This window comes from Catellatospora paridis (assembly GCF_009720365.1).
GTDB classification, from domain to species: Bacteria; Actinomycetota; Actinomycetes; order Mycobacteriales; family Micromonosporaceae; genus Catellatospora; species Catellatospora paridis.
Window position 1 is genome coordinate 177,027 of sequence record NZ_ML769312.1, and the last position, 22,473, is coordinate 199,499.

The 22,473-nt window shown below is 70.4% G+C and carries 18 protein-coding genes; 7 read left to right on the forward strand and 11 right to left on the reverse strand.

Features of this window, described 5'->3' with window-relative positions:
* Window positions 1-180: 180 nt before the first annotated feature.
* Entirely contained in the window at window positions 181-1,254 is a 1,074-nt protein-coding gene (locus F9C41_RS00710; protein ID WP_155384620.1) for an endonuclease/exonuclease/phosphatase family protein, read from the forward strand.
* A 53-nt stretch (window positions 1,255-1,307) separates the two neighbouring features.
* On the opposite strand, the gene F9C41_RS00715 is transcribed toward F9C41_RS00710, so the two are convergent.
* Both F9C41_RS00715 and F9C41_RS00720 read right to left on the reverse strand, forming a co-directional pair.
* Window positions 1,308-2,042 carry a DUF6518 family protein gene (locus tag F9C41_RS00715; protein WP_155384621.1) on the reverse strand — a complete coding sequence of 245 codons (735 nt, stop codon included), beginning with the start codon at window positions 2,040-2,042 and terminating at the stop codon, window positions 1,308-1,310.
* A gap of 137 nt (window positions 2,043-2,179) precedes the next feature.
* Window positions 2,180-3,070, reverse strand: coding sequence for a hypothetical protein (locus tag F9C41_RS00720; RefSeq protein ID WP_155384622.1), 891 nt, complete (start codon window positions 3,068-3,070; stop codon window positions 2,180-2,182).
* A 107-nt stretch (window positions 3,071-3,177) separates the two neighbouring features.
* On the opposite strand from F9C41_RS00720, the gene F9C41_RS00725 reads away from it, so the two are divergent.
* Together F9C41_RS00725 and F9C41_RS00730 are read left to right on the forward strand one after the other, a co-directional pair.
* The gene (locus tag F9C41_RS00725) at window positions 3,178-4,206 is read left to right on the forward strand and encodes a LacI family DNA-binding transcriptional regulator (protein WP_155384623.1); all 1,029 of its coding nucleotides are present in this window, start codon (window positions 3,178-3,180) and stop codon (window positions 4,204-4,206) included.
* A gap of 82 nt (window positions 4,207-4,288) precedes the next feature.
* Complete coding sequence (locus F9C41_RS00730; protein WP_155384624.1) at window positions 4,289-5,683, forward strand: DUF1996 domain-containing protein; 1,395 nt, start codon at window positions 4,289-4,291, stop codon at window positions 5,681-5,683.
* 61 nt (window positions 5,684-5,744) lie between these two features.
* On the opposite strand, the gene F9C41_RS00735 is transcribed toward F9C41_RS00730, so the two are convergent.
* The 4 genes from F9C41_RS00735 to F9C41_RS00750 form a co-directional block, all read right to left on the reverse strand.
* Window positions 5,745-6,386: a carbohydrate-binding protein gene (locus F9C41_RS00735; protein ID WP_155384625.1), complete on the reverse strand. Its 642-nt coding sequence runs from the start codon at window positions 6,384-6,386 to the stop codon at window positions 5,745-5,747.
* Window positions 6,387-6,399: 13 nt separating this feature from the next.
* Window positions 6,400-7,059 (reverse strand): LuxR C-terminal-related transcriptional regulator, encoded by a 660-nt coding sequence (locus F9C41_RS00740; protein ID WP_230689176.1) that lies wholly within the window; start codon window positions 7,057-7,059, stop codon window positions 6,400-6,402.
* Window positions 7,056-8,243 (reverse strand): sensor histidine kinase, encoded by a 1,188-nt coding sequence (locus F9C41_RS00745; protein WP_155384626.1) that lies wholly within the window; start codon window positions 8,241-8,243, stop codon window positions 7,056-7,058. The genes F9C41_RS00740 and F9C41_RS00745 overlap by 4 nt, the downstream gene beginning before the upstream one ends.
* A gap of 159 nt (window positions 8,244-8,402) precedes the next feature.
* On the reverse strand, window positions 8,403-9,185 hold the full coding sequence (locus tag F9C41_RS00750; RefSeq protein ID WP_155384627.1) for a hypothetical protein: 783 nt from the start codon (window positions 9,183-9,185) through the stop codon (window positions 8,403-8,405).
* 157 nt (window positions 9,186-9,342) lie between these two features.
* On the opposite strand from F9C41_RS00750, the gene F9C41_RS00755 reads away from it, so the two are divergent.
* Window positions 9,343-9,522, forward strand: coding sequence for a hypothetical protein (locus F9C41_RS00755; RefSeq protein WP_155384628.1), 180 nt, complete (start codon window positions 9,343-9,345; stop codon window positions 9,520-9,522).
* A gap of 240 nt (window positions 9,523-9,762) precedes the next feature.
* On the opposite strand, the gene F9C41_RS00760 is transcribed toward F9C41_RS00755, so the two are convergent.
* Window positions 9,763-10,407, reverse strand: coding sequence for a hypothetical protein (locus F9C41_RS00760; RefSeq protein ID WP_155384629.1), 645 nt, complete (start codon window positions 10,405-10,407; stop codon window positions 9,763-9,765).
* 111 nt (window positions 10,408-10,518) lie between these two features.
* On the reverse strand, window positions 10,519-13,320 hold the full coding sequence (locus F9C41_RS00765; RefSeq protein ID WP_155384630.1) for a helix-turn-helix transcriptional regulator: 2,802 nt from the start codon (window positions 13,318-13,320) through the stop codon (window positions 10,519-10,521).
* Window positions 13,321-13,642: 322 nt separating this feature from the next.
* Here F9C41_RS00765 and F9C41_RS00770 point away from each other — a divergent pair, with 322 nt between their 5' ends.
* The gene (locus F9C41_RS00770) at window positions 13,643-14,857 is read left to right on the forward strand and encodes an epoxide hydrolase family protein (RefSeq protein WP_155384631.1); all 1,215 of its coding nucleotides are present in this window, start codon (window positions 13,643-13,645) and stop codon (window positions 14,855-14,857) included.
* Between the two features lie 96 nt (window positions 14,858-14,953).
* On the opposite strand, the gene F9C41_RS00775 is transcribed toward F9C41_RS00770, so the two are convergent.
* Window positions 14,954-16,858 (reverse strand): multicopper oxidase family protein, encoded by a 1,905-nt coding sequence (locus tag F9C41_RS00775; RefSeq protein ID WP_155384632.1) that lies wholly within the window; start codon window positions 16,856-16,858, stop codon window positions 14,954-14,956.
* A gap of 318 nt (window positions 16,859-17,176) precedes the next feature.
* Here F9C41_RS00775 and F9C41_RS00780 point away from each other — a divergent pair, with 318 nt between their 5' ends.
* Window positions 17,177-18,181 (forward strand): hypothetical protein, encoded by a 1,005-nt coding sequence (locus F9C41_RS00780; RefSeq protein WP_230689177.1) that lies wholly within the window; start codon window positions 17,177-17,179, stop codon window positions 18,179-18,181.
* A 117-nt stretch (window positions 18,182-18,298) separates the two neighbouring features.
* Window positions 18,299-19,369, forward strand: a complete 1,071-nt coding sequence (locus F9C41_RS00785) for an NAD-dependent epimerase/dehydratase family protein (RefSeq protein ID WP_155384633.1) — start codon at window positions 18,299-18,301, stop codon at window positions 19,367-19,369.
* Between the two features lie 107 nt (window positions 19,370-19,476).
* Here the strand turns inward: F9C41_RS00785 and F9C41_RS00790 are convergent, their stop codons facing one another.
* On the reverse strand, window positions 19,477-20,382 hold the full coding sequence (locus F9C41_RS00790) for a metallophosphoesterase family protein (protein ID WP_230689179.1): 906 nt from the start codon (window positions 20,380-20,382) through the stop codon (window positions 19,477-19,479).
* 174 nt (window positions 20,383-20,556) lie between these two features.
* Window positions 20,557-22,017 (reverse strand): RICIN domain-containing protein, encoded by a 1,461-nt coding sequence (locus F9C41_RS00795; protein ID WP_230689180.1) that lies wholly within the window; start codon window positions 22,015-22,017, stop codon window positions 20,557-20,559.
* Between the last annotated feature and the right edge of the window lie 456 nt (window positions 22,018-22,473).

The following is a 22,473-nucleotide window of genomic DNA, read 5'->3' on the forward strand; positions in this document are numbered from 1 at the left end:
GAGGTCAACGCGCCGACCCGGCCGTCGCGAGCGGCGGGGCCGGCACCGGGAGACCAGATCGGCGGCCGCATTCCGGTGCGGCCGCCGATTCGTCGGCTCGGTGGGTGAGCGGCTCACGGTCTGGTAACACACAGCGTGATGGAGTGGCCAGCTGTGACCGGCAGTGAGCGAGGACAGACGATGACGCAGGTGGCCACGGCGGAGACCGGGCAGGGCGGCGCTGACCGCGAGGAGCCCGGCTCCGTGCGCGTGGGCATCCGCCGGGCGATACGCGCCGCCTGCCGGCCGGGCTCCTGGCAGCGCGGCCTGGTGCTTGCGGCGCTGGCGCTGCTGCTGGCCCTGTTCATGCTGCTGCACACGAAGATCCCGAACCGGATCGGAAACCTCGGCAGCCTGGCGGAGACCTTCCTGCCGTGGTTCGGCGTGTTCATCCCGATGTTGCTGGCCGGGGCGCTGTGGCGCCGTTCCGCCTCCGCCGTGGCCGCGCTGCTGGTGCCGGTCATCGTGTGGCTGAACCTCTTCGGCGGACTGCTCGGCGACAAGTCCTACCCGGGCGGCGACCTGACGGTGGCCCAGCACAACGTCGGCGCCGAAAACCCCGACCCGGCCGGCACCGCCCGCGACCTGGCCGCCTCCGGGGCGGACGTGCTGGCCCTGGTGGAGCTGACCGAGCAGGCCCGGGGCAGCTTCGAGCAAGGGCTGGCGGAGGCGTACCCGTACCACACGGTGCAGGGCACGGTCGGGCTGTGGAGCAAGCTGCCGCTGTCGGACACCCAACCGGTCGACACGAGGCAGGATGTCGGACCGCTGGGAGACAGCAAGCCCGCCGACGTCAAGCTGACGTACAACCGGGCGCTGCGCACCACGGTCGCCACGGACCACGGTCCGCTCGCGGTGTACGTGGCCCACCTGGGATCCGTACGGGTGTTTCCCGCGAACGGATTCGGGACCGACGACCGGGACCGCGGCGCGCAAGCGATCGGTGCGACCGTCGCCGCCGAGCAGAACAAGCGAGTGGTGCTGCTCGGCGACCTGAACGGCACCACGGACGACCGCGCGCTCGCCGATCTCACCTCGCGGCTGCGCTCGGTCCAGGACGCGGCCGGGGACGGCTTCGGCTTCAGCTGGCCGGCCGCGTTCCCGCTGGTGCGGATCGACCACATCCTGGTCAGAGGTGTGCAGCCGGTGAGTTCGTGGGTGCTGCCAGCCACCGGCAGCGACCACCTACCGGTGGCGGCCCGAATCGGCTGGTGAACACGGCATGAATGCCGGCACTCCGCCTCGGGTTCGCCACGTCTTCACCGAAGCTACACGAAGAAGCCGGTGCCTCTGACCGCGTCGACAAGGCTCCACAGCACGGCACCGGATCCTCCTGCGACCACGGCGGAGCCCAGGTAGGCCCACCACGATCCGCGCCCCCTCCGGGATGCCAGCAACACGACGGTGACGACCAGTGACAGCACCACGGTCACCGCGTTCGACACGACGATCGCTCGGACGAAGTCGTCGGTGACGGGCCAGTAGTAGTCATGGCTGAGCTGGTACAGCCCTTCCGCGGCGAGCATGCCGAAGGCGAGACCCGCCGCAGCCGAGGATCGCTGCCGCGGACCGTTTCTGACGAGGTGGCCGAGGCTGCCGAACATCAGCCCGGCGCCCACGGACAGCAGCGACCAGAAGCCCGCTGCCCGGGCGATCGACTGCAGCCCCAAGGCGTCCGCGGACGAGCCGTCGTCCAGGGTCCCCCCGCTCCACCGCCGCGAGACGACCAGGATGAGGCCGTAGTACACCGTGGTCGCAACGAGCAGCAGCACCGTCGCCACGACCGGGGCTCGGCGTGCGCGGCGCACCAGGTAGCCCGCCACCAGCGCGGCCGTTCCCCAGGCGAATCCGTTGCTGGTCAGTGTCAGCACGATCCGGCCCACCGCGTCGGGCAGTTCGTCACCGAGGAACGCGAGCGTGCCCAGCGGCACGCCGAGCGCCGCCAGCAGCAGCGTTCGGTCGCGCCCGGTGACCGTCGTTTCGGTCTCCGCCACCGTCGTCACGACAACCCCTTGAGTAGGAACGAAATCCGGCCGCAGACCGTGTGTTTCTACCACCGCCGCGCACCGCCGTGGGTGCGGGAGGAACACCGCGCCGGCGGTGGTGCCGACCACAAGGGTCGGCGGGTTCTGCCGAGGTCTCAGCTGAGGCCGAGGCGTTGCAGCGCGAGCATCACGAAGCCGCGCGGGTGACGGTCCCACCCGGCGACTGCGTCGAGGTCGTCCCGCGCGGAGGCCTCGACCAGGGTCGACAGCGCCTGCTCGGAAATCGCGTCGCCATCGCGGTATGCCGAGGCGACGGCCGCTGTGACGGCGACCGTCGCGATGTCCGAACCGGCCAACTCGCGCAGTCTTCGATCGATACGCCCGTCCTTGGTGGGCGAATGCGCCAGGGCCAGGTTTGCGCTGGCCCTGGGTCGTGCCCGGTGCTCGGGCACCGCGATCAGGGCGGACCCCAGCGCGACCGTGGGTTCGAACCAGACCGCCAGGGCCGCGGCGTGGGCTGCCACCTGGTCGTCGGGATCCGACACCCAACCGACGATCGTGGTCAGGCAGGCCGCGGCGCTGAAGTAGCTGTCGGCCGCCCAGCGCACAGCCACCGCGTCCAGCACCTCGATCTCGTCCTCCGCCATTTCCTCCTCGGCGTAGAACCGCAGGATGATCTCGTGGTGGTCTGCGCCGGCGAATGCGTTGCCTGCCGCGAAGGTGCGCTCCGGGTCGAACGGCAGCCCGTCGTCGCGCCGGTCGCCGACGGCTATCCGGCGCAGCAGTTGGACGACGGCGGACCGGTCAGGCGTCTCGGGGTCGTCGGCCAGTGCGACCAGGAACGGCACGACCGCCTGGCTGGCCTGCCATCTGGTGCCCTGGTGGTAGACGTTGCCGGACAGCCGCGACAGCGCCTCGGCACGGCGGGCAGGGGCGGGGCTGCGCAGCGCGCGAAGCTGATCGGGCACGTCGGTCGCCGGGCCGTAGGCGTGGTGGAGCCGATGCCACGCCACCGCGTCGAGACCGGCCAGCGGACCATCGCTCATCGGCGAGAGTCTACGCAGCGCCCGGGAGATGCTATCTGTGAGAGCGCTCTCGCCCGTATCGTCGACATACCGCAATCCCCGAACGCGGCGGAGGGTGCAGGTGTCACATGAGCAGGTCCAAGCCGACGATCGATGACGTCGCGCGGATGGCGGGCGTGTCCCGCGCCACGGCGTCGCGTGTGATCAACAATGCGCCCGGCGCGTCCGGGCCGTTGCGGGTGCGGGTCCATGAGGCGGTGGCCAGACTCGGCTACCGGCCCAATGAGGCGGCTCGTGCGCTGGCTTCCGGCCGCCCGCGGGTGGTCGACGTGATCGCCGTGAGCTGTAACCTGCCCGGCGGCTGGCTGGGCTCGAACCCTTACTACAGCCGTGTTCTGGCCGGGATGATGCCGCTGCTGGAGGGCATGGGCGCGCAGCTGCGGGTGCATGCCCTGAGCCACGAGTCGGCGGCCGAGGCGTTGGACGAGATCGCAGCCGGTGTCACGCTCGGCGCGGTGTTGTCCGACATCACCCCGGCGCTGGCCGCGCGGTTCCACCGCCGGTGCCGCCGCGTGGTCTCGCTGGTGCCGACCGCGGCCACCGTCCCGGCGATGGTCGCCGACAACATCGGTGGGGCGTACACGGCGGTCACGCGGCTGCACCGCCTCGGCCGCCGCCGGATCGCCGCGATTCACGGCCCGGCGATCAGCACCTGCGCCGCCGATCGGCGCATCGGGCACCTGCGTGCCGTCCAGCGGTCGGGGCTGGCCGACATCAGCGCCGACGCCGCGTTCACGAGGGAAGGCGGCTACGACGCCGCGCAGCGACTGCTGGCGCAGCACCCGGACCTCGACGCGGTCTTCGTGGCCTGCGATCTGATGGCGGCAGGCGTCGTCCAGGCGCTCACGGCCCACGGCCGGCGCGTGCCCGAAGACGTCAGCGTCATCGGCTTCGACGACAGCGTGGCCGCGATCTGCGCGAACCCGCCGCTGACCACGATGCGACTGCCGGTGGAGGAGATGGCCGCCGCGGCGGTGCGGCTGTTGGTGTCCGGTGACATCTCACCCGGGCACCGCGAACTGTTCCCGGCCGAACTCATCCTGCGCCAGAGCACCGCGCGAATGTCGAAAGTGGGCCCCGGAATCGCCGGCTCCTGAGGCTTTCGCCTCAGGACGCGACTCACGTCCGTAACTACGTTGAAAAGATCTCGCTCTTTTCGCGGACGGTAGGAGGTCGCACATGGCAAGGGACTGGATCAGACGGCGGGCGCGGGTGGTCTCGCTCGGTGCCGGTGCCGCGGCGACGGTGCTCGCAGTGGCCGTGGTCGCGTTGACGCCGTCGGCGGGCGCCGCCGCCGAGCTGGTGGTGCAGGCTGAGGCGTACTCGGCGCAGTCCGGCGGCGTCGTCGAGCCGACCGTCGACACGGGCGGCGGCTCCGCGATGGGCTACCTGGCCCGGGGGGACTGGCTGCGCTACGACGGCGTCGACCTGGGTGCCTCGGGCGCCATGGCCGTCTCCGTCCGCGTCGCATCCGCCGTCGGCGGCTCAGGCACGATCGAGCTGCGTACCGCGTCGCTGACCGGGCCCGTACTGGCCCGGTTCACCATCACGGCGACGGGCGGCTGGCAGGCCTGGGCCACCCAGACGGTGAACCTCACCGGCCACCCGGCCGGCGCCCAGTCGGTGTACGCCGTCATGGCCAACACCGGCAGCGGCGCCGACTTCGTCAACCTCAACTGGCTCTCGTTCGGCTCCGGCGGCACCGGCTCCGGCACCGGCTGGGTCAACGTCGACCCGGTGAAATGGAACGCGCAGCTGGCGGCTTTCCGGGCGATGGCCATGGCACCCGCGCCGCCCAACGCGGTACGGGTCCCGGAGTTCAACGCGACCTGCACCTACAGCCACTCCTTCAAGGACGACCCCATCGTGTTCCCCGGGCTGCCGGGCGCGTCCCACATGCACAGCTTCTTCGGCAACCGCAGCACCAACGCGAACTCCACCCTGGACAGCCTGCGCGCCAACACCAGCACGACGTGCACACCGGCCCCCGCCGACCTGTCGGCGTACTGGGTGCCGACCCTGTACCACCGCGGCGCGGTGGTCGAGCCGAAGGGCGTCGTGGTGTATTACGGCTCGCGGCTGGCCGACCCCAGCCAGACCGTGCCGTTCCCGCTGGGCTTCGAGATGATCGCGGGCAGCGCGAGCCGCCAGGTGCCCACGCCGGCCGGCGCGGTCAACCAGTTCTACTGCGTCGGCGGGACCACCGGCGGCGAGATCGGCCGCAGCACCGACGGCAACTGGCCGATCTGCTCGCCGGGCGGCACCCTGATGTTCCAGCTCGTCTTCCCCGACTGCTGGGACGGCGTGCACCTGGACAGCCCCGACCACAAGTCGCACGTGGCGTTCACCCCGAACGGAACGTGCCCGAGCGCGTTCCCGGTGGCGATCCCGTCGGTCTCGTTCGTCATCGCGTACCCGACCGTCGGCAGCGCCGACGGGTTCACGCTGGCGTCGGGCATGGCCTCGTCCATGCACGGCGACTTCGTCAACGTCTGGGACAACGACGCGCAGGGCCACCGGGTGAAGAACTGCATCGTCCAGTCCGCCAAGTGCAACAGCGCCGGGCAGTTCTGAGCGGCTCCCCGGGCGGGCGGCGTGCGAGGCGCCCGCCCGGGGCGGGCTGCGCGACGCCGCGTCAGCTGACGGTGATCGTGTTGATGTCGGGCGCCGAGCCGGTGTCGTTGAAGAACCTGATCCAGCAGTCGCCCTTCGGCAGCCGCAGGCGCACCGACACCCGCACCGGGATCAGCCAGCTCCGGGCGCCGGCGAGGGTCAGCTCACGGACGGGGCCGCCGTCGACGGCGAGTTTGAGGGTGCGCGGCTGCTCGGTCTCGTAGACGACGGTCAGCGTCCACTCACCAGCCCGCGGCACCCCCGCGACGCGTACCGCGAGGGTGTTCGGGCCGCCGATGTAGCCGACCCGGCTGCCGTCCACACAGGTGGGGCACTCGATGACGCGGGCACCCACCCGGATGTTGGCCGGGTCGGCCGCATGCACGGTGATCGGCCCGAACGCCGCGGGCGCGGTCGTCCTGGCCGGCGGCACAGCCGCATGCGAGCGGACCGCCGGCGGCGGCGACGTGCGCGACGGCTCGGGTGACGACGGAGCGGGCGGCACCGGTACGGCTGAGGGCAGCACGGTTGGCGAGCCATCGGGTCCGCGGGCCGCAGGTGCGCCGTCCGGATGTGGGGCGGGCATGATCAGCGGCGGTACGACGGCGATGGTCGCGGCGACGGCCAGCACCAGGGCCGCCCAACCCAGCATCCGCGTGGACATGAGGGGCACGCCGCTACCGCTGCCCGGTCCACACGACGACCGCCTCGGTGCGGCTGGCCACGCCCAGCTTGGCGAAGATGTGCTGCAGGTGGTTCTTGACGGTCTTCTCGGCCAGCATCAGCCGGTGGGCGATGGCCGCGTTCGACAGGCCCTGCGCGAGCTGCGCCAGCACCTCCTGCTCCCGCCGGGTCAGCCCGAACCGGGACCTGGCGAGCTGCCGCCGTGCGGCGAGGTCGCGCCGGGCCCGCTCGTGTTCGGCCTGTTCGCGTACGGCCGCCGCGGCGACCGCGGCCGCCACCGGCGACAGCCAGCCCTGCCCGGCGACCACGGCCAGCACCGCGCGGTGCAGCTCCGCCGGATCGAACGCGCCGTGGACCAGGTAGCCGCGCGCGCCGCCGCGCAGCATCCCCGCGATGAGCTGCGGGCTCGCGTCACTGGTGAGCACCAGCACACGGGTGTGCGCGACCAGCTCCCCGAGCACCGACAGACCGTCCGCCACCGGCATACGGTGGTCGAGCAGGGTCACCGCGGGCCGGTCCCGGCGGGCCAGCGCGACGGCTTCGCGCCCGTCGGCGGCCTGGGCCGACACGCGTACGTCGGGGCAGAGTGCGAGATAGCCGGACAGTGCCGCGCGGACGATGGGGTTGTCGTCCACGACCATCACCGAGATCACGTCGGCGCTCCCGCGGACGCGGCTGCCGCCAGTGCGGCGTTCGCTATGACGGTGGTGCCCGCGCCCGGCGCGGACATCACGCGCAGCGTGCCGCGGATCGCGGCAGCCCGCTCCGCCATCCCGATCAGGCCGAAGCAGCCGCGCCACTCGGCCGGTACGCGAAATCCGGCCCCGTCGTCGGTGACCTGCAGTCGGACACCGTCACCGGCGTACGCCAGCTGCACCGTCACCGAGCCCGCCCCGGCGTGCCGGGCGATGTTCTCCAATGCCTCGTGCAGGATCTGCGCCAGCTCGTAGCGCACATCCAGCGGGAGATCCCCGGTCCCCACCGAACTGCGCACCGGGACGCCCGTGCGTTCGGCCCACCAGCGGCAGATCCGGTCCACCGTCGCGGCGAACTCGTGATCCGGATCGTCGAGGCGGAGTCCTTCGAGAACCTCCTGCGCCTGGCGTACCGCCGCGGTGGCTCCGGCCGACACCGTCGCCGCCAGCTGCTCGGCCAGCGCGGGCTGCCGCCGCAGCGACGTCGGCAGCGCCAGCGCCGCGAACGACACCCCGCGCAACGTCTTGGCGACCGAGTCGTGCAACTCGCGAGCGAGCCGGGCCCGTTCTGCCGCCGCGGCCGTATGCTGCGCCGACGCCACCAGCTTGATCGACAGCTCGACGTGGGCGGCCAGCGCGGCGGTCGCCACGGCGGCGCCGACGGCGGCCAGCACGTTGACGATGGGGAAGGCCAGGACGAAACCGGCCAGACTCGCCGCGCCCGGTGCCGCGCCGAGCACGTGTCCGGCCACCAGGTAGCCGAGCGCGGCATAGCCCGCGGCCGGCAGCAGTGCCCAGAAACCGACGAGCACCCCGGCCAGCGCGCTGGCGCCCACGGCGCAGCAGAAGAAGGCGACGTCGCCACCACCGACCCCGAGGACGACCATGACGATCGTCGCGTCCAAAGCCAGTACCGGCAGGGGATGCGCGACCACGTGGGGATCGCGGGACAGCGCCACGAGCGCGACGGCCGCCGACAGCAGGATGAGTACCAGCACGGTCATCAGCGGTCCGGGCTGTGCGCGAAGGCGCAGGCCGCCGCCCGCGACGGCGAGGGTCGCCGCGGCCCGCCCGAGCAGCACCGCCCGCGCCACAGCGGCCTGTGCGACTACACGGTCGAGGTGTCCAGCTGTCGTTGTCACTAGTCCTGCCCCGGGCGTGGGGATACTTGCTGATCTTCGAGGGAGCGCTCTCTCGATGATCAGGCAACCGCTCCGCGGTTGTCAAGACACCCATCGATATCCACTTCACCGGGGCCGATCGCTGCCCGCCAGTGCGGCGGGCAGCGATCGGTTCATCGCTCAGTCGCGGTGGAAGAAGATGTCGTCCATGTCGCCGCGGAACTGGTCGGTGACACTGTCGTCCTTGGCGGCGTTGATGCTCTTGGCGCCGATCGTCGCGGCACCGGTCGGCACGATCGCGCCCATGGTGGCCGTGGTGGTGACCACGGGCGTCAGCAGCGAGCCGGTCGCCGGGTCGGTCACCCGGAGCTCGAAGCTGGTCGCGGACAGGCGCGAGCACTTCATCTTCACCCAGGTGTTGTCGGGCAGCGTGTACCCGGTGGCCTTCAGCAGCACCTCGTTGGTCCCGTCGGCCCAGCGGCAGCTCGGCGTGAGCGCGTCGACCTGCACCTTCCACTGGGCGGCACCGTAGAGGCCGTACTGGAAGACGTTCATGCCGGCGGTGGGGTTCACGACGCCGCTGTGGATCCGGACGCTGGCGCCGAACGCAAACGTTCCCGCTCCGGAGCTGTTGGGGACCAGGGTGCTGGACACCGCCGGGGTGATCTTGGACTGCTCGCACGACGGTAACGCCGGCAGCGGCGGGGCCGCGCACGCGTTTCCGCTGAAGTGCAGGTACGGGTTGGTCGTGCCGGCGTCGATGACGGAGGTGACCGTGCCGCCGTGGTTGGACGCGACGGTGCCGTCGTTGAGGTTGCCGGACGTGTCGGTGACCGTCGTCGCCGACGACATCGTGCCCTGGTAGCGCAGCTCGTAGTAGAAGACGGCCTGCGCGCCGCTGGCCATCGACACGGCGATCGCGGCGCCGAACGCCGCGGCCGCGAAGAGCCTGGATTTCTTCATATTGTCTGACTCCATCCGAAGGGGTGAGCGCCCGGGGAAGGGTGCGCAGGACGGATCGCCGTGACGGCTTCGTGCGGTGGTGAACAGAGACGGTTGTCAGTTGTCGGATAAGCTCATCCATAATGGACAGCGAGCCGATCGAGCTGTCGGTGTCTCGGTGGCCGAGCTGCAGATTTCCCGCGATCTGTGCGGCGTGCTCACGCCCGTGACGTCGTGGAAAGAGCGCAAACGCTCAGGCATTGCGGCGCTGAACGCAGCACCTTTGGTGCACTGTTGCTCGGCAGTGAGCGTCCTTGGTGATGACATCAATCTGCGCCTCCCCGTGGCCTCCATATGAGAACACGCGACCCTCTTTCGCGCTGTCCCGTAATCGAATCGTGACGGCACAGAGCGGCGTCGATGCTTGGTGGCTCTCTAAATCCTGTCGGCCGACCCGCGTTCGGCACTTCGCGCAGTTCAGATCCAGCTGCCATCACCGAAGACATCGATCGAAGTCGTGATCATCCATCTGCCGGGCGTCGAGCAGAAGCGCTTCCCATCGCCGCCACGTGTCCTGATGGCGACAATGGCCGGTCCGCTAGCCGAAGATGCGCTTCGCCCAGCGAACCTCGCCGTCATCATCGGCGTACACCAGCGCGATGAGGACTTCCGTCAGCGGGTCGGTCAGCGGCGGCCGCCCGTCTGCCGTGTCCGTGAACCAGGTTGCGACAAGGGCTCCAGATGACAGGGCTGGCGCGGCTATCGCCGACCCGGGGAAGCTGACGCCGCGCTCGCCGGTGACCATGGCAGTCTTGGCAAGCCAGTCGTAGTGTTCGGCAAGCTCGGTGTAGGCGCTGGACCAATGGGAGCCCGTGCCCTCCGGTCCGCCTCCTGCCACCCATGCCCCATTGGCGCCCAGCAGCCGAGGCGGGGAGACTCTCTTGTCCAGTGCGATCAAGGTGTAGTGATGGCCGTTGTCACTCGGAGCCTCGCTCCAGGTCGCCCGCACCACCAGCGCCTGCGAGCCCGGCGGCGCACCGGTCTGGTGTCGGTTCGGGCCGCCGAACATGACGATGGTCGCGTCGAAGGTTTCATGATCGGCTAAGCGGAGGTCGACGAGGACGTCGACATCATCGCCCCCGTGCACCCACTCCCGATCGCGCTGGACTTTGAGCAGGACGCCTACGGCACCAGCGACAGCTATGGCCAGCACGGCGGCGATGACTTTGCGGCGGCGATCCATGGCGTGGAGTACAGCACGGCGGGGCGAGGCTGTCGGGACATGATCCGGCGAGCAGCCTTTCTGCAAGACCAAGGGCATCACGGAAAGTGGGGCAGATCAGGTCAACGCGGATCACACCGTCGACTGCGGCGGTGCCGACGACGAGAACGCCGCGCGCAGTTGCTTGCGCGAGGTTATGCCGAGTTTGGTGAAGACCTTGCTGAGGTGCCACTCGACGGTCCGTGGGCTGATGAACAGGTGGGCCGCGATCTCGAGGTTGGTGCGCCCTTCCCGGGCCAGCCGGGCGATCTGTGCCTCCTGGCCGGTGAGCTCGCTGATGGCGGAGGTGTCCCGCTTGCGTACGGTCTCGCCGGTCGCCAGCAGTTCGTGGCGAGCGCGTTCGGCGAAGGCGTCGGCGCCGATGCGGCTGAGCGTCTCGTGGGCGGAGCGCAACTGCTCGCGGCTCTGTCCTCGGCGCTGCTGGCGACGCAGCCACTCGCCGTACAGCAGCCGGGCACGGGCCAGGTCGACGGTGATCCGGCATCGGCTCAGGTGCTTGATCGATTGGCGGTAGTGGCTGTCGGCGTCGTCCCCGCTGCTCATCAGCGCGCGTGAGCGGGCCTCGATGCCGAGGGCCCAGGGGGTTGCGCCGGCCCGGGTCCGTTCGGTGAGCCTGTCGAGCGCGGCCGCGGCTACCTGAGGCTGTCCGCTGCGGGTGGCGGCCTCGATCAGTTCGACGAGCGCCCAGCCGAACAGTCCCAGGTCTTCGTACTGGCAGGCCTGGGTCGCGGCGGTGAGTGCCGCGTCGTATCGGCCGAGGCCGTTGTAGAGCACGGCGGTGGCGTAGTCGGCGATGGACAGCGCGCGCCCCTCGCCGCGGGTGAGAGCTTCGGTACGGGCCGCGTCGATGAGCCTGAGGGCCTGAGATTCCCGGCCTTGCCAGGCGGCGAGCAGGAGCGACGCGTACACCATCGGTGCGCTGCCGATGGCGGTCGAGATCGCGGCCGCCTCCTCGGACAGGGACGCCGCAGTGGTGAGGTCGCCGGCGTGGATGCGGTAGCAGGCCTCGTAGCTCAGCGCCATCGGCAGGACGCCGAGCGCGCCCGCGTCGCGGGTGAGGGTCACCGCACCGGTGGCCAGTTCGTGCCATGCCTCGTCGTCCCACAGTTCCGGTGCCAGCGGTTCGGGTGTCACCGGGCAGGCCAGCCACATCCACCGCTGGTCGGCTCCGGGCGTTGCGGATCGCTGCTCGCGTTGAACGGTGTGCAGCGCCCGGCGCAGTCGGTCGGCGGCGGCGGGGTAGCCGTCGAGGGTCAGGTCGGTGAGGGCGTCGAGCAGGACGTCGACCGGGCGCGGCGGCGTCGCGGGGGGCAGTGGTGCCGATCGTGCGGCGCGGGCGATCTCCGGCTGGTCGGGGCCGGTGTGCAGCCGTCCGGCGTACAGCGCCGCGCCGAAGGCTTCGAGCAGAGTGTCGCGGGCGAGCGCGGCGTCGAGCGGGGCGAGTCGGCGGGCGGCGTCGAGCAGCAGCCGGGGTGCGTCGGTGCCGCGTCGCTGTGTGAAGGCCAGCCGGGCACGCAACCGGTCGAGCCGGGCCTGTCGTGTCTCGTCCAGGGGGCCGGCGGCGGCCGCGGCCAGCATGTCGTGGGCCTGGCTGAGACCGCCGGCGTCGATGCCGGCCTGCGCTGCGGCCAGCGCTCTGTAGCCGCGCCGCGCCGGGTCCGGGGTCAGCTGCGTGGATCGGCGCAGGAACGCCGCGGCAGCGGCGGCTCCTCCTCTGCCCTGGGCGCGGACGGCGCAGTCTTCGAGTGTTGCCGCCAGGGTTTCGTCGGGGCGGGCCGCGGCCTGGGCGCGGTGCCACGCCTTACGGTCGGGGTCGGTGTGCGGGTCGGTGGCTTCGGCCAGCGCCTGGTGCGCGGCGCGACGGTCCGGCGCCGACGCTTTGCGGTAAATGGCCGAGCGTGCCAGCGGGTGCTGGAACCGCACGGTGTTGTCGAACTCGACGAGCCCCTCGGCTTCGGCGGGCGCGGCCGCCCCGGCCGGGATGTGTTGCCGTTCGGCGGCGCGCCACAGCAGGTCCGCGTCTGCGGTGGGGTCGGCTGCGGCGGTCAGCAGCAGGCGTCTGCTGTCCGGCGGGAGTTGCTGAAAGCGCAGGTGGAAAGCGCTCTCGATGGTGTCGGTCACGGGGCGTCGGCCGGCCAGCCACAGTCCGCCCGCCAGGTCGGCGGGTGAGATCAGGCGCGGCAGCAGGAGCAGCGCCATGGGGTTGCCGTGTGCTTCGGCGACGATGCGATCGCGTACCCGGAGGTCCAGCGCGACGGGCACGGCTGAGGCGAGCAGGGCGTGGGCGTCGGTGTCGTTCAGGCCGTCGACCGTCATCCCGGGCAGGTCCGTCAGCTCATGGTCGCCATCGGGCGAGCGCAGCGTGAAGATCATCGCGATGGGTTCGGCGGTCAGCCGCCGGGCGACGAACGCGATTGCCTGCAGGGACTCCGCGTCGAAGCACTGGGCGTCATCGACCAGGCAGGCGAGCGGCTGTTCCTCGGCGGCCTGGGTCAGCAGGCTGAGCGCGGCCAGGCCGACCAGGAAGCGGTTCGGCGTCGGGCCCTGGCGCAGACCCAGCGCGGCCGAGAGCGCTTCGCGCTGCGGTTCGGGCAGCAGCGGCAGTTTGCCGAGCAACGGTGCGCAGAGCTGGTGAAGGCTGGCATAGGGCAGCGCCATCTCCGACTCGACTCCCATGACGCCGGTCGTGCGGAAGCCCGCCGCGTGTGCTAACACGTATTCCAGCAGCGCGGTCTTGCCGATACCCGGCTCGCCACGCAGTACGAGCACGGCACTGATACCCGATCGCGCGTCGGCGAGCGCCCGGTCGAGCCTGGCCAGTTCGCGGTTTCGGCCGCGAGGTCTGACCCGGGTGCCTACCGCCGACGCCCCCATAGGTCGAATCCTCCCAGGTCGGGACGGTAGCGGCGGCCACCTCGCACAGGGTCGCCGACGTGGAGCGCGCTGACACGACAGCGGGACGGTCGCATGGCGTGACGATAAGCGCCCGATCGACCCTGATGCACTATTTATGCCTGTATGCACAATCCCACCCCCCGGGCCCCAGGGGGCGAGGACCGGGGGGTGGGCCGGGGGTCGCCACGGGGGCGATCAGCCTTCCCGGCTGCGATCGTGGACGGGCCGGTGAATACCGGCGCTCACCGCAGGAAGGCCGACGCCTTCCGAAGCTCCCATCAGCACAGCAAGGAAGCCAATCATGTCTGTCACATCCGGCGCCGGCGCGATCCGGCCGTTCAAGGTCGAGGTCCCGGGGGCCGACCTCAAGGACATGCACGCGCGCATCGTGCACACGCGCTGGCCCGAGAAGGAGACCGTCTCCGACGACTCGCAGGGCCCGACCCTCGCCACGATGCAGGCGCTGGCCCAGTACTGGACGCACGAATACGACTGGCACCGCTGCGAGGCGAAGCTGAACTCGTACCCGAACTTCCTCACCGAGGTCGACGGCCTGGACATCCACTTCATCCACGTGCGCTCCAAGCACGAGAACGCCCTGCCGATCATCATCGCGCACGGCTGGCCGGGCTCGGTCATCGAGCAGCTCAAGCTCATCGAGCCGCTCACCGATCCCACCGCCCACGGCGGCACCGCCGAGGACGCGTTCCACGTCGTCATCCCGTCGATGCCCGGCTACGGGTACTCGGGCAAGCCCACCGAGAAGGGCTGGGGACCCGACCGCATCGCCCGCGCCTACGGCGAGCTGATGAAGCGCCTGGGCTACGACCGGTACGTCGCGCAGGGCGGTGACTGGGGCGCGATCGTCGTCGACCTGATGGGCGCGCAGGAGGTCGACGGCCTGGTCGGCCTGCACACCAACATGGCCGGCGTGGTGCCCGCCGAGATCGACAACCTGTTCCAGAAGAACGTCATCGGCGCGGCCAACGCCCTGGACAACCTGCCGGCGGGGCTGTCCGACGAGGAGCGGGCCACGTGCGAGCAGCTCGACTTCACCTGGAAGCACGTGGCGTACGCGCTGCAGATGGGCTCGCGGCCGCAGACGCTGACCGGCCTGGCGGACTCGCCGATCTTCCTGGCGTCGTGGCTGCTCGACCACGACCCGCGGAGCATGGCCCTCATCTCGCGGTCCTTCGCGGGCGTGCCCGAGGGCCTGACCCGTGACGACGTGCTCGACAACGTCACGCACTTCTGGCTGACGAACACGGGCGTCTCGGCGGGCCGGCTGTACGCGGAGAACACGGTCTCGTTCTTCGGCGTCAAGGGCGTCAAGCTGCCGGTCGCGGTGAGCGTCTTCCCCGACGAGCTCTACCAGGCACCCCGGAGCTGGGCGGAGAAGGCATACCCGAACCTCGTCCACTACAACAGGCTCCCCAAGGGCGGTCACTTCGCCGCCTGGGAGCAGCCGGCCTCGCTCGTCGACGAGGTCCGCACCGGCCTGCGCTCGCTGCGCTAGCCGGACCCGCCCGAACGCGCGCACACCGCGTTCGGCGTGGCGCACCAGCGGCCCGGAACCCGAGCCGCTGGTGCGCCCGAAGACCACCGCACCCGGTCAACCCACCCGGAACGGCCGCATCATGTCGTTGTCCTCGTGCTCGAGCAGGTGACAGTGCCACACGTAGCGCCCGGCCAGGTCGAAGGTCGCCTTCACCCGCGTGATCTCGCCCGGGAAGGTGAGGACGGTGTCCTTCGTGCCACGGTCGCCCGGCCGCGGCGGCTGCGTGCCGTCCTTGCCACGGCCGAGGACCTCGAACTGCACCACGTGGAGGTGGATCGGATGGACGTGGGCGCTCCAGTTGTGCAGCTCCCAGATCTCGGTGGCGTTCAGCGCCGGCAGTTCGGTGACCGGGTTGTGCCAGTGCTGCGGCTTGGCGTGCCCGTCCGCGTCGATCGTGCAGAGCATCATCTTGATCGACTGGTCGTCGCCCAGCTGCTCGTCCAGGGCCAGCCGGCGGGTCCGGCCCGCCTGGCCCAGCGGCCGGATCCGGGGCAGTTCCAGGTGCTCCGGCGGGACGCTGCGGTCCTTGCCGGTCAGCCGCCCGACGGTGAACTTCATGACCTGCCCGGTGGTCGCCGGATCCGAGGGGTCGAAGTTGTCGCCGCAGAGCTCGTCCGGCCCTTCGTTGACGAGGTACAGCTCGGTGCCCTCGCGCAGGCCGGTGAAGTCCACGATGACGTCGGCGCGCTCGGCGGGGCCGAGGAGCAGCTCCCGCAGTGACACCGGCTCGGGCAGGAACCCGCCGTCGTTGCCGATCTGCCAGATCGGCAGGGCCGACGGCGCCGGGCGCTGTGCCAGCTGCTCCGTCACGAGTTTCATGATCAGCACGCGGCTGTTGCAGCCGTTGAGCAGACGCAGCCGGTAGCGGCGCGGTTCGACCTCCAGCACCGGCCAGGTGCTGCCGTTGACCGTCATGGTGTTCGCGAGGAACGCCGGGTTCCAGATCGGAGGGAACGGGCCGTTCGGGAGGTACGGGCCCGCATCGTCGGTGAAGGCACGGCTGGCGGGGTAGAACAGCGAGCCGTCGGCGTTGAAGGAGCGGTCCTGCACCATCAGCGGGATCTCGTAGTAGCGGGTGCCGGGCCGGTCGCCCAGCCCCGGTGCCGGCCCCGGGAGCACCCCGGGCGCAAGGTCGCCGGAGCCGCCGCGCAGCAGGAAGAACCCGGACAGGCCGGCGTACACGTTGACGCGGGTCATGCCGAGGGTGTGGTCGTGATACCACAGCGTCGCCGCGCGCTGGTCGTTGCCGTAGTGGAAGGTCGCCGAGCCCGGCTTCCAGGCCACGCCGTGGCGCTGCGCGAACTCGTCGCCGAACTCGTCGTGGAAGGTGCCCGCGGTGGCGTGACCGCGCGGGATGTCGCGCGCCTTCGGCAGGTACCAGGCCTCCGGGTAGCCGCAGCTGTCCTGCAGCGAACGCCCCCCGTGCAGGTGCGTGACGATCGGCACCGGACCCCGATACGGACCAGGCGTCGAAGTGAAGACGGGCCGGGTGTCCCTGCCGGTGCTGCCGCCCGGCGGGTTGGCCCAGTGCAGCGTCGGGTCCACCGCCAGCAGGTGCGGGCGGAAGCCGCCGGAGGCGTCCACGAGCTCATTGACCCAGGTGACCCGCACGGGACGGTCCACGCTCGCCTCGATGGTGGCCGACGGGGTGCGGAAACCACGCGGATTCGACACGTCGCCGTAGCCCCACACGGTGGTCCGCGGCATGCCCTGCGGCAGGATCTGCTGGCGGAACTGGCGCACGCCGACCACGTAGTGGTCCGGCCCGCGTTCCTCGCGGCGCGAGGGCGCCAGCACCGGCAGCACCGCCAGCGGCGTGACGTACTTGCGGATCTTGTTCGGGTTCAACGTGCCTTTGCGGCCCTGATCCGCCGCCCACGCCCAGCCCGCCTGCTGGGAGAGCGCGGCGGCGGCGCCCATGGCCGCCGTCGCCTGAAGAATCCGCCTGCGGTCGACCATGTCGCACACCTTCCACCGCATCCGCGGCGCTCCCGAACCTGTTGCGGAGCAGTCCTCACCCCGCTCGGCCACCACCCCGCGGACGGCGCCTGCCAGGAGGAACGAGCAAGTCGACCTTGGGAAACGAGACGATCTCCGGCTCGCCTGCGCGGTGCATCGGATGCGACGTAGCGGCCGGACCGGGGGATAGCCCCCGGGCACACCTGGGGGTCGGCCGCATGGTTCGGCGCGGCCCGCTGCGCGAGGCTCATGGCGGTACGGGGCAGCAGCCAGGCCGTACGAACCAGCCGTCATGCAGATCCGCGTTGGGAGCGCCCCATGACCATGCTCACCACAGCTGCCCGCGCGATACGCGGCTGGCACCGCCCCTTGACGGTGCACGCGATGGCGATGTTCGCCCTGGTCCTGGCGTGCGCCGTCGGGATGCTCGCCGACGATCGGCTGCTCATGGGCGAGTCGGTCTGGCTCAAGCCGATGAAGTTCGGCTTCGCGATGGGCGTGTACGGCCTCACGCTGGCCTGGCTGCTCAGCAGGCTGCGCAAGGGCAGCCGCCTCGGCTGGTGGCTCGGCACCGTCTTCGCGGTCGCCGGGCTGCTCGACGTCGGCGCCGTCGCCTACGCCGCCGCACACGGCACGTTCAGCCACTTCAACGCCAACACCGACCCGGTCGCCCGTACCGTGCAGACGGTGTTCGGTTTCGGCATCATGCCGCTCCTGCTGACCACCCTGGCCATCGCGGTCCTGGTCCTGATCCAGCGCGCCGGCGACCGCGCGGTGACCCGCGCCCTGCGCGCCGGGCTCGGACTCGCGCTCGCCGGCATGGTCGTGGCCCTCTGGCTCAGCAACTCCGCAGGCGCCACGCCCCGCACGGTGACCGACGCCAACGGCCACCTGGTGTCCCTGACCGGTGGCCACGGCATCGGCGATCCCGACGGCAGCGGCATGCCGATCACTCACTGGAGCACGACCGGCGGTGATCTACGCGTGCCGCACTTCGTCGGGATGCACGGCATCCAGGTGCTCCTGCTCGTCACGGCCGTCCTGGCGACCAGGCGCGGCCGGCTGCGCGACGAACGGGTCCGCGCCCGGCTGGTCGGTGTCGCCGCGCTCGGTTACGCCGGTGTGTTCGCGGTGCTCACCTGGCAGGCCAGGCGCGGCCAATCGGTGATCCACCCCGACGGGCCGACGGTGCTGGCCTTCGCGTGCGTGGCGGTGGCCGTCCTGGTGGCAGCCACGGTGGTGGTCACCGCCGCGCTCAGAAACACCTCGTCCGCGCGGGACACCGACGGCACCGCGGACGCGATGTCAACAGCCCTGCGCTGAGGCCTGCGTGTGTACGGGGAGTAGTCCTGCAGCGCCGCCGGTTCACCCGTCAGCGGATCACCGTCGACAACCGCTGGTCCGTCTCGCACCTCGCCAGGTCGTCACAGCGCCTACGCCATGCGCGAACGCGTACGAGCACAGCGCGGCGTCGGGGCTACTGTTCCGGCCGTGACAGGGACAGCGTTGGTGCTCGGAGCTTCGGGACAGGTCGGGACCGCGGTGGTGGCAGCGTTGGCGAACGACGGCTGGCAGGTGTCCGCGGGAGCCCGTCGGGCGGCCGTCTGGCCCGACGGTGTCCGCGGCGTACAGGTGGACCGCGACGATGACGAGTCCCTCGCCGCAGCGGTCGGCGGCGGCTTCGACGTGCTGGTGGACTGCGTGGCCTACACCGAGGCCCATGGTCGGCAGCTGGCGGGTCTCGCCGACAGGCTCGGCACGGCCGTCGTCCTGTCGAGTTTCTCGGTGTACGCCGACGCCCGTGGCCACTCCCTCGACGAGGCGACCGGACCCGACGACTTCCCGGTGTTGCCCCTACCGGTCCCGGAGGACCAGGCCACGGTGCCGGCAGGGCCGTCGACGTACTCGACCAGCAAGGTCGCGCTGGAGAACGTGTTGCTCGACAGCGCCCTGCCGGTGACCGTGCTGCGGCCAGGGGCAATCGCCGGACCCGGCAGCGTGTTCCCCCGGGAGTGGTGGTTCGTCAAACGGGCGCTGGACTTCCGTCCCGTACAGGTGCTCAGCCACGACGGGCAGAGCCGGTTTCACACGACCACCACGGCCAACCTCGCCGAACTGATCCGTCTCGCCGCGCACCGACCCGGCCGCCGGGTCCTCAATGCCGTGGACCCGCAGGCCGTCACCGTCCGCGAGATCGCCTCGACCATCAACGGCCTGCTTGACCACCATCCCGAGGAGATCCTGATTCCGGGACGCGACACCATGGGCATCGGCGACACCCCATGGTCGGTGCCGTATCCCTACGTCATGGACATGACCTCCGCCGAGCGGCTGTTGGGCTACCGGCCGGTGACCGACTACCTGGCCGCACTGCCCGCTCTCGTCGAGTGGATCATGGAAACCACGCGGCGGGTCGACTGGCGGGACGCCTTCCCGGTCTTCCTCCGCGCCTGCGGCGAGAAGGCGTTCGACTACGCCTCTGAAGACGCCTGGCTCGCCGCCAGGACATGACGGCATAGATTCCAGCGGTCTGACCAGGATTCGGGCCTTGACGGTCAGGCCGCGCAGGGTGCGGGCCCGCGCCGAGCACGGGCCCGCGATTGACGCACGACACTGGCTCAGTGGCAGGCGCCGGTGCCGCTGTCGTTGTAGGTCTTGCCGGCCTGCGGGACGAACTGCCAGTCGTAGCTGTTGGCGTGCAGCGTGAACTTGAGCACGCCCAGGGTGCCGGTGTTACGGGCCTGGCTGTTGGCCTGGATGGTGCCGAAGCCGTACGCGCCCGCGCCGCCCATGCCCGCCACGAACGAGCGCAACCCGCGGGAGTTGTCCGCCGCGCCGCTGGGGTTCATCGGCGCGAAGCGCTCGTACTGGTGGTTGTGGCCCCACACCACGACGTCGGCGTTGTAGTCGTACAGCGCCTGGTAGAGCGGCCGGGTGGACGTGGACGGGGCGTGGTTGGCGCCCGAGGTGAACAGCGGGTGGTGCCAGTAGGCGAGGGTGCACGGCTTGGTGCTGGCCGCGAGGTCACTGCGCAGCCAGGTCACCTGCGCCGAACCTGACGTCATGCTGATGTTCGAGTTCAGCGACACGATGTGCCAGTTGCCCAGGTCGTAGGAGTAGTACCCACGACCGGACGGGCCGGCGACCGAGCCGAAGTAGCCGTAGTAGCCGCTGGCGCCGGAGGTGTTGTAGTCGTGGTTGCCCGGTGCCGGGCGGGTGCGCGCCTTGTGGCGGCCCCAGGTCGGGTTGTAGTAGGAGTTGAACTCCGAGCTCGTGCCGTTGTTGTAGACGTTGTCGCCGGTGGTGAACACGGTGCCCGAGATGCCGTCGAGCAGCGCCGCGGTGGCGGTGTCGCCCGAGCCCGAGGTCGCGATGTCGCCGGCGCCGACCAGCACCGGGTCGGCGGCGGCCGCGGCCGGCGCGGCGGTGCTCGCGGAGGTGGTCAGTGCGATCGCGGCCGAGGCGGCGACCAGCGCGAGCGCCGTGCCCGCGATCGTGGCGGCGCGGATGCGTCGGATGCCCATCACGTGGTCCCTTCTGGGGGAGTGATGGCTGTTTATTTAGACAGCCGACAATGAAATGTAGGCATGCACCTGGACTTGCGGGACACATCAGGGTGAACGCCATGGGTGCTCGACATGGCTTCTCGCTCGCGAGGGCGGCGGCCGTGGCACGCCGCCGCCCTCGTGACCAGCGGGTCAGACCTGCGTACGGGTCCACTGCTGGTTGTTGCCGCTGCCGCAGGCGTACTGCTGGATGTCGGCGCCGTCGCCGGTTCCGGAGTTCACGACGTCGAGGCACTTGCCGCTGTGCCGCGCCTTGATCTGGTAGTAGCTGCCGACGGCGGCCCACTGCCACTGCTGGTTGGTTCCGGCGCCGCAGGTGTACTGGATGACGTTCGCGCCGTCGGCGGTCGAGGCGTTCGCCACGTCGAGGCACTTGCCGCTGTTCTGGTTGACGATCCGGAAGTAACCGCCGCCGGCATCCTCGAACTGCCACCGCTGGTTGCCGCCGCTGTTCCAGGTGTACTGCTTCACCTCGGCGTTGTTGGCGGTCGAGTTGCTGACCACGTCCATGACCTTGCCGCTGTTGCGGTTGGTCACGCGGTAGTAGGCGGGCGAGAGCCCCGTGACGGTTCCGGCGGCGGCGTCGATGATGATCTGCGGGTGCCAGCTCATGCTCATGCTGGTATTACTGGGGAACGTGAGCGGGAGCCAGACGTACTGCGAGTCGTTGACCGGCCCGCTCCACGCGCCGGCCCACCGGTCACCCAGGTACAGGTAGCTGGTGCCCGCGGTTCCCGTGATCGGCAGCACGAACGTCGGCTGGGAGCTGTAGGTGGTGGAGTTGCCGACGTTGACCCAGCCTGACCACGGGCCGGAGATGCTGGACGCGGTGGCGTACTTCGCCTGGTTGGGACTCCAGCCCGTCGCGGCCGAGGTCAGCATGAAGTAGGTGCTGCCACGCTTGAACAGCGCCGGCGCCTCGCGGTGGGCGTCGTTCCAGAAGTTGCCGACCACCGACGCGATGCCCAGGAAGTCCGGCGTGAGGCGGTAGATCATGAGGTCGTAGTTCTCGTCGGCGGCGGAGATCATGTAGCCGACGCCGTTGTCGTTGTAGATCGTGATGTCGCGCGACATGTACGTGCCCTGCGGACGGAAACTGCCCTGGTAGGTGTAGTTGCCGTCGACGGTGCTGGAGACTGCGACCGCCGCTCGGGCCTCGCCGTAGTCGGTCCCGTTCTCCTTGTGCATCCACATCACGTACTTGCCGGTGGCGGCGTTGTACATGACCTTCGGCCGCTCGATGTTGGCCGATGCGAGCTCGGACGCCGAGGACTGGGTCAGCACGTTGTTGCGGAACTCCCAGTTCTTCAGGTCTGTCGACCGGTAGACGGAGACGGCGTAGAAATGGTTGTCGGCGGTCCGGTTCTCGCCGAACCAGTAGTAGTAGGCGCCGTCCTTGAGGATTCCGCCGCCGTGGGCGTGCACGATGTTGCCGTTGGTGGCGGTGAACTGGACGCCGTTGGTGATGGTCATCGGCGCGGCGTCGGCCGGGCCGGCGAGCGTGACAAGCCCGGCTAGCGCGGGTGCCAGCAGGATGGTGACGGCACGGACAAGGGCGCGCCGTCGGCTTCGGGGACGGGTCGAGGAGTGCACTCTGCTTCACCCTTCCATGTGGGGAGAGCTGTGGCCTGCCTGGATGCGTGAATGTCGACATGGGTGAGTGCCGGGTGGGCGAGGCCGGGAACCTCGCTTGTGTGAATCGTTTCAGCCGTTAATCGACGGGCACGGAACAGCGATGCGTGGAAGCGACGTGCCCGGCCGTCACATGTCGGCAATGTTTACGCAAACATTGGCGTGGACAGATGATGCCATCGAGGTCCAGTCGCGTCAAGGGTTCTGGACGATCGCGACCTGTGAGCGCTCCCTCGCGGCACGACAGGGCCGATAGATCGAATATGGACGATGTCATCGCCAGTGGTGATGTCTGGTCTCGACACCCTTGCTGATGCTTTGGCATGACCAACGAACTGGGATGCGTCGCGGCGATCCGGGCCAGAAGACAGTGCCTGCATTGTTTGGCGCGAGTGTCGGCGAGGCCGTTTTTCGCGC